This is a genomic window from Paenibacillus sp. 11B, assembly GCF_030487755.1.
Taxonomy (GTDB): domain Bacteria; phylum Bacillota; class Bacilli; order Paenibacillales; family Paenibacillaceae; genus Paenibacillus; species Paenibacillus vandeheii.
In genome coordinates, this window is sequence record NZ_JAUKNS010000004.1 from 328,619 (window position 1) to 340,272 (window position 11,654).

The window sequence follows — 11,654 nt, forward strand, 5'->3', positions numbered from 1 at the left end:
ATAGATGCACACTATATACATTGATCTAAAAAATATTTACACTCGGCACTCCGATGACAGAACAACCTTCCGATCGCTGTTATCGTGTAAATGTTTGCTCCAGTTTACATCGACCACTTCAGTCGAAGGATCTATATAGATATAAAAATATAATAAACCGGAAGGTCTTATGACCCTCCGGCAACATGTATCTCTGTTATTTCAGCATTTTGCATTATTTAATAAATGTAAATGAGTTCACGGCTTTTTCCAGCGCTGCTGCCTGGACTTCCGTCTTGTTGGCGTCATTCAGCCCACTTGTTATCGTATACGTCGTTCCGTTCTGTTCAAACACAATCTGACGTCCGGTATATGGCACACCATTGTCCACTTCATGATAGATGAAGGAAAACGCAGGCACACCCGCAAACGTCATCTCCTCACTGCTAATCAATTTGAAGTTTTTACGTGTTTTGGTTGCTTCCGCATATGCCTCTCGAAGTTGACTGACTGTCATTTCAATGGATTTGTCCTCACTCGCGGCAATGGAGAATTGCCCCCCTGTGAACGTATAAACGACAGGAGAATACTCAAATCGGTCATTGTACGGCGTCCAGTAACGTGGAATATCCACACTGTAATGATAACGTTTGGATGTTCGTGTGATGGATTTTGTTTTATCTGTCAAATACGGGTCTTCATCCAGCTGTCCGAAATTATCGGCTACCGTATCAAAGTCAATCTCAACACTCTTCATGATACTCTTAAACCATTCACGGTCCTTCGTCTGCTCCTCAGGGAACGTATACTCTGCATAGTAACGATACCCGTTTTTTTGCAAAAGAACATCGAACTCCGTCTGCCATCCATCGCCAAAGTTATAACGGAATTCATTCACCTCGGCAGTCTCGCCTGATACATCCATCGTATACGAACCGATCGGCTCATAACTTTCAGGCGTGAACGTCTCACGCATCCACTTGTCCAGTTGGCCGCTCCACTCCTGGACTGTTGCACCCTTCGGTGCAGATGTAACACGAAGTTGCAGATATGCACCATCCTTGGCTTCGTATATCATCTGGGTGTTGTCCATAGACCAGCCTGCTGGAATCTTCAATTCAATGCCATAATCGTCATTCCAGGTAGCGCGCATACCCTCATCCACGGTTGAAAGATCCTTAATCGTACGATCCGACTGAACATACGTAGGTTGGAATGAGTTGAGCAGCGCTGCACGTTTGCCCAGATCCTTGTAATTCAGAGCTCCATAATCGGCGAGGTATACATCATATTGGCGACCATCCTTGATATATTGACGCATTTCCCATAAAACACCGTCCGCATCTTTAACCACTATCCGGGCATACGGGGTTTTCCCTTTGGCAATCGATTCCCGATCAAGCACTGTATCTCCGGCCTCTTTGGCTTCCTGAACAAGTTGCTGTAACAAATCATCCGAGTCCAGATTGACATCCTGGTCACTCACATACACTTCAAGATAATAACTGCTGTCCTCTGCGCCAAAAGTCATCATGCGCTCCTGCTCACCCGTTTGCAGAATCATGAGGTCGGATGGATAATTCATGGACCAGCCATAATAACTGTTACCAATTCTTGTTTTGCCTTCATCCAGATTAATGCTGCCCTCGTCGTCATCCGTCGATTCATCCGTTTGTAATAAACGAATGACCATCTCTCCTGAGCTGCTTGGGGCAAGTGTAGCGCCAATCCCCGCAGCTACCGGGCGAAGTGGCACCATGAGCACCCCGTTCATCATTTTTGGGGCCGCGCCCATCTCTTTTTTGATACCATCCACCCAGGCAATCGAACTGCCAATCGTTAAGGTGACGGTATGCGGACCTTCTTTGACTTTGACTACATCATTCTTCTCCAGTCGAATTTCGCTGCCAAAAGCCTTCTTAAATACACCGACGGGAACCATCGTAACCCCTTTGAATTTATATGGTTTAGCGATTGTCTGCTTGCTGCCATTGATGTAGGCACTCGTACTACCTGCGGTGATCCGCAGCTCGCTTGTCGTAAGATCGGATGCCCATGCAGGCAATGCCGCTCCAATACTCAGCATCCCGGCTAACATACCTGTGCTCAGCACACGTAAAAAAGATTTCTTCATTCCGTTCATTCGTCCTCTCTGGATCCGGATTGCTCGCCGGGCTTTATTGGTCTTCATCTACAGGGAACTGCTCATCTTCATCGTCTTGGATATCCGCTCGATCAGCAAGGACCACCGTACGAGTGACAATATCGCCTTCCGTTTGCATCACCAGTTTGACTTTCTGTCCTGGCACATACTTTTTGAGCAGCTCATTAATATCCACCACAGAGGACACACGTGTGCCTGCCACACTGTATAACACATCCCCCTCTTTGATTTTCGCTTTCTTCGCTTGAGCTGACAGTACGCCGGTAATCGTCAAAGGATCATCTGTAGGCAGGCCCACAATCGCTGACCAGCTCTCTTCCAGTTGCAGGCCAAGGCTTGCACGCTTGATTTTCCCGTATTCAAAGAACTGATTGATAATATATTGAACGGTATCTACTGGAATCGAAAATCCCATGCTCTCGATACCCACTGCTGAAAATTTCATAGAGTTAATACCCACGACTTCGCCTTTGAGGTTGACCAGAGGTCCGCCGCTGTTGCCTGGGTTTATGGCCGTATCTGTTTGAATCAATCGATAGGTGGCCTCCACTCCCCGATTAAGACCACTGATTACGCCTACTGTTGCCGAGTTACGCAAAGAGAAGGATATCGGTGTACCGATAGCAATAACGGTTTCTCCAACGGTTGTCTGTGAAGCTTTGGCAAAGGTCGCCGGTTGAAGAGACTTGGCATTAATTTTGATCAAAGCGATATCGCTTAACGGGTCACTGTATGTTTTGGTGATTTTATATGTATTGCCATCGGTCGTCACAACCAGCGGATCGGTTAACCCATCAACCACATGGGCATTCGTCACAATCCAGCCGTTGGAGCGGATGATCACGCCAGTACCATGAGCTAGATTATAACGATCCGATGTGACGCCATCCTGTAATTCAGTAGATTTGCCGATGATGCCTACAACAGACGGAGATACTTTTTCAATTACTTTTGGGACTGCTTCACTGCCCTTATACTGAAACGTTCCGGATTTGGCATCATATTGACCACTTCCTCCGAGTGCTTTGACCAAATCTGTTGAACTAACATATACTTGTCCATCTACCACTTTGGCTTGCATTCCTGATGAAGACTCCGCTGCGCCAGCCGCTGCTGCAACACTGATCGAGAGTACAGCAGCCATCAGCGTGGCTACGCCCTTTTTCCCCAACACTCTCATTCTCTCACCTAACCCTCTCTATATATCTTCCGTTATGCAACCGAACCATATGACTCATTGCTGAATCTCTTTCTCTACCATCTGCAATACCGGTATCCTTCAATTTAACATACAAATTATTCCTGTACAATCGCTTCAAGCCCTATTTTTCAACAGAAAAAACCCGCATATTTCCACACATTCTGTAAACACAAAAAAACACCCTCCTAAACTCCCCTGGAAAGTGTTTGTCTGTTCTTCTATTTGCTGTTTTCAAATAAGTTCAGCGGTGTCTCTATGAACCAAACCAACCGGTAATCATGGCATAGTCGGTCAACAGAAATACCAGCAGACTGACTACTGCAAATCCGATAGCAAACAAATTTTTCTTCGGTGCACGAATCAGGCGTACCACTCCGATGAAAATCAGGATCGTAAATAAGATGACAAAAATATCAAACGCATTAAAATTTGAAGTACTCGCCGTGGCAGCTTCTGCAAACAGCATGGATAGACAGACCTCCTCACCATAGTTGAACATGCATTTTGCAACAACCCAATCATTGAATTCCAATCAGCAGGATGTAAATTGAAATGAGACTCTCATTTACAACTTGTATCCAGAACCGATTCAAGTGATGCAAAATACAGAATGCTAACGCATACCCTAATATCTTCCTCTATGTTATCTGTACCCTGCCTGTAATGCAAGCCCTATCATCCAGAAAAATGAAAAAAATCCAGTTTGGCAGTCGATTGATGGAATGCTTGCTCTATCGCATATGTAAACACTTTCACCCATGTCATATTGAGATTGGCCAAACGCCACAATATCAGAAAACCCTTCTCTTGGGAAGACGAGAACATCAGATGATACATGGATGCCTCACACTTCGCAATAAGAAGGGTTAGATAATATTTTATTCCTATAGCCGTACTACATAGCCTTGCAGCTAGTTTGAATGAACTACCAAAGATGACTACTCGGAAAAGGTAGATCCATGTCCACTTTCTCAGGATAGCCTTGGGCAGCTACTCCGTCAATTGTAGCGTCTTGCTTCGTTCTGTATCCCGCTCCAATACTGGCTTCAAGTACTTGCCTGTATAAGAAGCTTCCACTTTAATAATATCCTCTGGCGTACCTGTCGCAACAATGGTTCCGCCACCGCTTCCGCCCTCAGGACCCAGATCAATGACATAATCGGCTGTTTTGATTACATCCAGATTATGCTCGATCACCAGTACTGACTCTCCGGAATCCACCAGACGATGCAATACGGTCAGCAGGCGATCAATATCATCGACGTGCAGACCTGTGGTTGGCTCATCCAGAATGTAGATGGTTTTACCCGTACTGCGACGATACAGCTCAGAAGCAAGTTTCACACGTTGTGCTTCACCACCGGACAAGGTTGTTGCAGGCTGCCCAATGTTAATGTAGCCTAGCCCCACGTCAAGCAAGGTTTGCATTTTGCGATGAATTTTAGGAATGTTCTCGAAGAATTGCGTTGCATCCTCTACTGTCATTCCCAGCACATCTGCAATATTTTTATTTTTGTATTTGACTTCAAGGGTTTCGCGATTGTACCGTTTGCCTTTGCAGACCTCGCAAGGGACATAGACATCTGGCAGGAAGTGCATTTCGATCTTGATAATGCCGTCCCCGCGACAAGCTTCACAACGTCCACCTTTAATATTGAAACTGAACCGGCCTTTTTTGTATCCGCGCACTTTGGCTTCATTGGTCTGTGCAAACAGATCACGGATGTCATCAAAGACGCCCGTATAGGTAGCCGGGTTGGAACGTGGTGTGCGTCCGATTGGCGACTGGTCAATATCAATGACCTTATCGATATGCTCCAGACCCCGAATCTCTTTGTGCTGACCTGGGCGCACCCGTGCGCGGTTCAAGTCCCGAGCCAGCGTTTTATACAAAATCTCATTAATTAGTGTCGATTTACCTGAGCCGGATACACCCGTTACAGCCGTGAATACACCCACCGGAATTTTTACATTCAGGTTTTTCAGGTTGTTTTCCTTCGCTCCGCGCACTTCCAGCCAGCGGTCCCCGACACTACGGCGCTCGGTACGTACCGGAATAAACTTACGCCCACTCAGATATTGACCTGTTAACGAGTTCTCGTCATTCATGATTTCTTCCGGTGTTCCCTGGGACATCACAGTGCCGCCGTGGATACCTGCACCCGGACCAATATCGATGATATAGTCGGCAGCAAGCATCGTATCTTCATCATGTTCAACCACGATCAGTGTGTTACCGATATCCCGCATATGAGCGAGTGTAGAAATTAGACGATCATTATCCCGTTGATGCAGACCTATACTTGGCTCGTCCAGAATGTACAGTACACCCATCAGACTGGAACCAATTTGTGTCGCCAGCCTGATCCGTTGGGCTTCACCACCGGACAACGTTCCGGCAGCACGGCTAAGGGTCAAATAATCCAGGCCTACGTTCACCAGGAAGCCAAGACGGCTGTTGATTTCTTTTAAAATCAGTTTGGCAATGGTTTGCTCTTTTTCACTCAATTGCAGTGAGTCGAAGAAACGACCTGCTTCTCCAATGGACAAGCTTGTCACATACGCCATATTGTGATCGTTAATTGTAACGGCAAGACTCTCACGCTTCAGTCTGTGCCCTTTGCAAGAACCACACGGCTTCGCACTCATATAACCTTCAATGAATTCTCGGATACCTTCGGATGCTGTCTCACGGTAACGACGCTCCAAGTTATTCACAATACCTTCAAAGGTAACCATTGCTTCTTTCCGTTGCCCAAAGTCATTCTCGTACCGGAAACGAACTTTCTCCGTACCTGTACCCTGCAGCAGCTTGTTCATCTGCTCTGCAGGAAGATCCTCTACAGGCACATTCTGCGGGATGTTGAAGTGTTCACATACCGACTTCAGGAATTGCGGATAATAGGTGGATGTACCGCCTGTCCAAGCGTCAAACGCACCCTCTTCAATCGTTTTACTTCGATCCGGTACTAATAGATCCGGGTCAACAATCATTTTAACGCCCAATCCATCACAATCGGGACAAGCCCCAAATGGACTGTTGAAAGAAAACATCCGTGGTGCCAGCTCTTCAATGCTGAATCCGCACACTGGGCAGGCAAAGTTGGAACTGAAACGCAGTTCTTCTTCACCCATAATATCTACCAGCAGCTGTCCACCGGACAGATTAAGTGCAGTCTCAATCGAATCGGCCAAACGTGATTGCACATCTTCCTTAATCACGATCCGGTCAACGACGACTTCAATCGTGTGTTTCTTGTTCTTTTCCAATTGGATATCTTCAGACAGGTCACGTAATTCCCCATTCACCCGAACACGGACAAAGCCTTGTTTGGAAATATCGGAAAACACACTTTTGTGTTCACCCTTACGGCCTGAAACGATCGGTGCCAAAATCTGCAGCCGGGTCCGTTCAGGATATTGCATCACGCGGTCTACCATCTGCTCTACGGTCTGGGAGGTGATCTCCACGCCATGATCCGGACAATGGGGATGTCCCACACGTGCAAATAACAGACGCAGGTAATCATAGATTTCCGTAACGGTTCCGACGGTAGAACGCGGGTTACGACTTGTCGTTTTCTGATCTATGGAAATAGCCGGCGACAATCCTTCAATGGAATCGACATCCGGTTTCTCCATTTGCCCCAGAAACTGTCGTGCATATGCCGATAATGATTCCACGTAACGTCGTTGTCCTTCGGCATAGATTGTATCAAAAGCCAGCGAGGACTTGCCTGAGCCACTCAGACCGGTCAATACGACAAAACGGTCACGCGGGATGGTGATATCAATGTTTTTGAGGTTATGCGCTCGCGCGCCTTTGATGACAATGTTCTCGCTCGCCAATAGTATTCATCCTCTCAATGTTGTAATTCCAACCTTTATTAAAGGCTTTTCGATCCCTCCCAAACCCTCCCTTCCAAGGGAGGGCCCCAGAGGGCGCAGCCCTCTGGACACCCGAAACAGGCGGTGCGTGGTGAATGGTCGGGTCTTGCTATGTGAATGGTTGTTGTGTGCCCGCAGCTTCGTCCAAGATTCCGGCTCTTGCCGGTATCCTGGACGGCTGCCTCTACCACGAGAGGACGCTCACGGCTCCGCCTCATTCGCGAGAGGTCGCCATTGCCTTCGGCTCGGCTCCCCTTAAACACCGGGACGCTCACGGCTTTGCCTCGCTCACGAGAGGTCACCATTACCTTCGGCTCGGCTCCAAAGGACACAACTTCCAAATGCTTTCCTATAAACCTTTTAACCAATTTCAACTTCTCTATCAGTATAGACCTGATTTTAAGTTTTCAACATGCCTAATTATCGATAGATTATTGATTTCCTTACTCAACAAGAGAACGGCCACGCGGCCGTTCTCTTGTTGAAGATCTATCCTTGCAGCGAAATATTCACTATCTGTGCCTCTACTTATCTCTAAACAACCTGCAACCGGCCCTTACGAGCTACTCCGCGCGCAGTTCCAACAATGCATCGCGAAGTTCAGCCGCACGCTCAAACTGCAGGTTTTTGGCAGCATCCTTCATCTCTACCTCTAGGCGTTGAATAAGCGCCTGACGATCCTTCTTCGACATCTTCTCGGCAGCGCCTGTAAGATAGTCTTTTTTGGATTCGGCAACTTTGGTTGCTTCAATCACATCACGCACTTTTTTCCGAATCGTCTGTGGTGTAATGCCATGCTTTTCGTTATATTCAATCTGGATTGCGCGGCGGCGTTCCGTTTCCTTAATCGCCTTATCCATCGAATCCGTCACTTTGTCACCGTACAGAATGACTCGACCTTCGCTGTTCCGTGCCGCCCGGCCAATCGTTTGGATCAGTGAACGTTCAGAACGCAGGAAGCCTTCCTTGTCGGCATCCAAAATGGCTACCAAAGAAACTTCTGGAAGATCCAGACCTTCCCTCAGCAAGTTGATCCCGATCAGTACATGGAAAACCCCCAGCCTGAGATCACGCAGTATCGCCATACGCTCTAACGTCTTAATCTCGGAGTGCAAATAACGCACCTTGATCCCGATCTCCTTGAGATAATCCGTTAGATCCTCGGACATCTTCTTCGTTAATGTGGTGATCAGGACCCGCTCATCTTTTGCAATCCGGTCGTTAATCTCACTGATCAGGTCATCGATCTGACCCTTCGTTGGACGCAGTTCAATAATTGGATCAAGCAGACCCGTTGGACGAATGATCTGTTGTACCATCGTATCCGTATGCTCAATCTCGTAGGGACCCGGTGTTGCAGATACATAGATGATCTGATTCATCTTTCCCTCGAACTCTTCGAATTTGAGCGGACGGTTATCCAGCGCAGATGGAAGACGGAAACCGTGATCCACCAGTACGGTCTTCCGTGCTTGGTCACCGTTATACATCGCACGGATCTGTGGCAAGGTCACGTGGGACTCATCGACCACAATCAACATGTCATCCGGAAAATAGTCCATCAATGTGTACGGTGTATCGCCACGTTCGCGGAATGTCAGTGGTCCGGAATAGTTCTCAATTCCTGAACAGAACCCGACTTCCTTCATCATCTCGATATCGTACCGTGTGCGTTGCTCCAGTCGCTGAGCCTCCAGCAGTTTACCTTGTTCTCTCAACACTTCAAGACGCTCTTCCAGTTCACGCTCAATGTTCACCAGCGCGACGCGCATCGTTTCTTCTTGGGTTACGAAGTGAGATGCCGGGAAAATAGCGATATGTTCACGTTCGCCAACCAGTTCTCCGGTTAACACGTCAATCTCCGTAATTTTCTCAATCTCATCACCGAACAATTCAACCCGAATCGCATGTTCACCCTTCGATGCCGGGAAAATCTCGATAACATCGCCGCGAACGCGGAACGTGCCACGCACAAAGTTAATGTCATTTCGCTGATATTGAATCTCTACCAGACGCGACAAAATCTGATTACGTGGTTTCTCCATCCCTACCCGCAAGGACAGAAGCATGCTGGAATACGAATGCGGCGAACCTAAACCATAGATGCAGGATACACTCGCTACAATAATGACATCCCTGCGTTCAAACAATGAACTCGTAGCCGCATGGCGCAACTTATCAATCTCTTCATTAATACTTGAATCCTTCTCGATATACGTATCCGAGGAGGGAATATAGGCCTCTGGCTGAAAGTAATCGTAGTAACTGACAAAATACTCAACCATGTTATTTGGAAAAAAGTCTTTGAACTCACTTGCAAGCTGTGCTGCCAGCGTTTTATTGTGGGCAATAACCAGCGTGGGACGTTGCAGCTTGGCAATCGTCTGTGCAATCGTGAATGTCTTACCCGTACCGGTTGCACCCAGCAGCGTCTGGTATCTCTTCCCCTCCTGAACACCCTTCACCAACTCTTCAATGGCTACAGGCTGATCACCTTGGGGAGAAAACTCTGACTCGATTTCGAACGTTTTGTCGCTCATTATAATATCGCTCATTGCCGTATCTCACCCTATCGTCTAAAATAATAGTCACTATATATTGTCGAAGTTCCCCGAATTTACATATGGGAAAACTTATAGTAATAGGAATATTTGTTCCCGTTTAATTATACCAAGTCTATGCAAGTGATGCAATCGCGAAGTAAAGATAGGAGTGGGTTAATTTATGGATATTGCGACACTTATCGGCATTATTGCCGGGATTGCCGCAGTCATTAGTGGTTTTTTATGGGAAGGCGGCCAATTATCCGGTCTGATGCAAAAGACGGCTGCTCTAATTGTATTTGGTGGAACGATTGCTGCAGTCGTTGCCAGTTTCCCTGCACATCGGCTGCGTACGATTCCTGCCGCCCTCCGCATGGCCTTTGGGCGTAATAACAATGACTCAAGCCAGTGGGTTGAAGAACTTGTAGATATGTCTTCAATTGCTCGCCGCTCAGGCGTACTTGCACTGGAACGAAAAGTGATGGACCATCCGCATCCATTTTTGCAAGATGGTATTCAGATGGTTGTCGATGGCACAGATCAGGATGTTGTTCGCCAGATCATGGAGATGGAGATTGATTCCGTCGAACAAAAATATGATGGATATGCCAAAATCTTTGAATCAGCAGGCGGTTATGCCCCAACGATGGGGATCATTGGTACCGTAATGGGACTTATTCAGGTACTTGGCAGTCTGACCGATCCTACAGGACTCGGACCAGCGATCGCTGTTGCCTTTACCGCAACCCTGTACGGGGTCGCCAGTGCCAATCTTATCTTTTTACCCATTGCGTCCAAAATTAAATCCCGTGGCGCAGACGAAATTCAGACGATGGAAATGCTGCTCGAAGGAGTACTTTCTATCCAGAACGGGGAGAACCCCCAGCTCGTGCGTAAACGGCTGGAGTCCTTCACACTCACTCACCGCCAGATTATACGTCCTGTAGTGAAGGAGGGATTGGATGAGTCGGCGCAGTAAACGGCGCGGAAAACGTGAACCTGGAGATCATCGAGATCGCTGGATGATTACCTATGCCGATCTCATTACCCTGCTGCTGATCTTTTTTGTGATCATGTATGCCATGAGCCATCTGGATTCTGGTAAATATGATGTTGTTACTCAATCATTGCAAAATACATTTAACCAATCCAATTCCCTGCTTGACCAAGGTGAAGGGATTGCCGGTACAGCGGGACAAGCCATCATCAAAAATCCACCTTCCCAGATTCAGGGAGAAGAACCCGGAGAAGGCGAAGGATCTTCTTCCGGCTCCGAGACAGGTACGTCAGAAGATGATAATCAGCCACTTACGGAGCGGGAAGAGCAATTCAGATCACAGGAACTGGAACTGCAAAATCTCTTCAATGTAATTACTCAGTATATCGAGGACAACAAACTGGAAAATCAGATTTTTGTTGCGGACAAGCCTCAGGGCATCTCCATTACACTCAGTGACCGCTTCCTGTTTGATCAGGGACAAGCAGCCCTCAAAAGCGATGCTGCCCCCACGCTGAGCAAATTAGCAAGCCTGTTCCGTGATCTGAGCACCGTTGTCAGCATTGAAGGCCATACGGATAACGTTCCTGTCGGGGCGAATGCTACCTATAAAGACAATTGGGAGCTTTCCGGTGAACGCGCACTGTCTGTATTGCGATTTTTTATCGACAAAGAAAAGCTTGACCCTGACGGTTTTCAATATGCCGGATACGCGGACACCCGCCCAACTGGGGATAATACCACCGCCGCAGGACGGCAAAAAAATAGACGTGTGGAAATTACCGTCTTGCGTCAACTCCAGCCTTAATCGCCAACATTTCGTATGAAACATCCTAGCACTATTATAAAAAGCACGTTTTACTGAATTCGATTCAGCAGAGC

Annotated in this window: 7 protein-coding genes; 2 read left to right on the top strand and 5 right to left on the bottom strand. The window is 47.2% G+C overall.

Going from position 1 to position 11,654, the window contains the following annotated elements; genetic code table 11:
- Positions 1 to 214: 214 nt before the first annotated feature.
- The 5 genes from Q0V21_RS18390 to uvrB form a co-directional block, all read right to left on the bottom strand.
- Positions 215 to 2,113, bottom strand: a complete 1,899-nt coding sequence (locus Q0V21_RS18390) for a stalk domain-containing protein (RefSeq protein ID WP_367620533.1) — start codon at positions 2,111 to 2,113, stop codon at positions 215 to 217.
- Positions 2,114 to 2,156: 43 nt separating this feature from the next.
- Positions 2,157 to 3,323, bottom strand: coding sequence for a S1C family serine protease (locus Q0V21_RS18395; protein ID WP_301879997.1), 1,167 nt, complete (start codon positions 3,321 to 3,323; stop codon positions 2,157 to 2,159).
- A gap of 274 nt (positions 3,324 to 3,597) precedes the next feature.
- Positions 3,598 to 3,810, bottom strand: a complete 213-nt coding sequence (locus tag Q0V21_RS18400; RefSeq protein WP_024631564.1) for a hypothetical protein — start codon at positions 3,808 to 3,810, stop codon at positions 3,598 to 3,600.
- Between the two features lie 524 nt (positions 3,811 to 4,334).
- Positions 4,335 to 7,193 carry an excinuclease ABC subunit UvrA gene (uvrA, locus tag Q0V21_RS18405; RefSeq protein ID WP_024631566.1) on the bottom strand — a complete coding sequence of 953 codons (2,859 nt, stop codon included), beginning with the start codon at positions 7,191 to 7,193 and terminating at the stop codon, positions 4,335 to 4,337.
- 602 nt (positions 7,194 to 7,795) lie between these two features.
- The gene (uvrB, locus tag Q0V21_RS18410; protein ID WP_301248394.1) at positions 7,796 to 9,787 is read right to left on the bottom strand and encodes an excinuclease ABC subunit UvrB; all 1,992 of its coding nucleotides are present in this window, start codon (positions 9,785 to 9,787) and stop codon (positions 7,796 to 7,798) included.
- Positions 9,788 to 9,956: 169 nt separating this feature from the next.
- On the opposite strand from uvrB, the gene Q0V21_RS18415 reads away from it, so the two are divergent.
- Together Q0V21_RS18415 and Q0V21_RS18420 are read left to right on the top strand one after the other, a co-directional pair.
- The gene (locus Q0V21_RS18415) at positions 9,957 to 10,754 is read left to right on the top strand and encodes a flagellar motor protein (protein WP_301879999.1); all 798 of its coding nucleotides are present in this window, start codon (positions 9,957 to 9,959) and stop codon (positions 10,752 to 10,754) included.
- Positions 10,738 to 11,580, top strand: coding sequence for a flagellar motor protein MotB (locus Q0V21_RS18420; protein WP_301880000.1), 843 nt, complete (start codon positions 10,738 to 10,740; stop codon positions 11,578 to 11,580). Before Q0V21_RS18415 ends, Q0V21_RS18420 begins: the two co-directional genes overlap by 17 nt.
- Positions 11,581 to 11,654 lie beyond the last annotated feature (74 nt).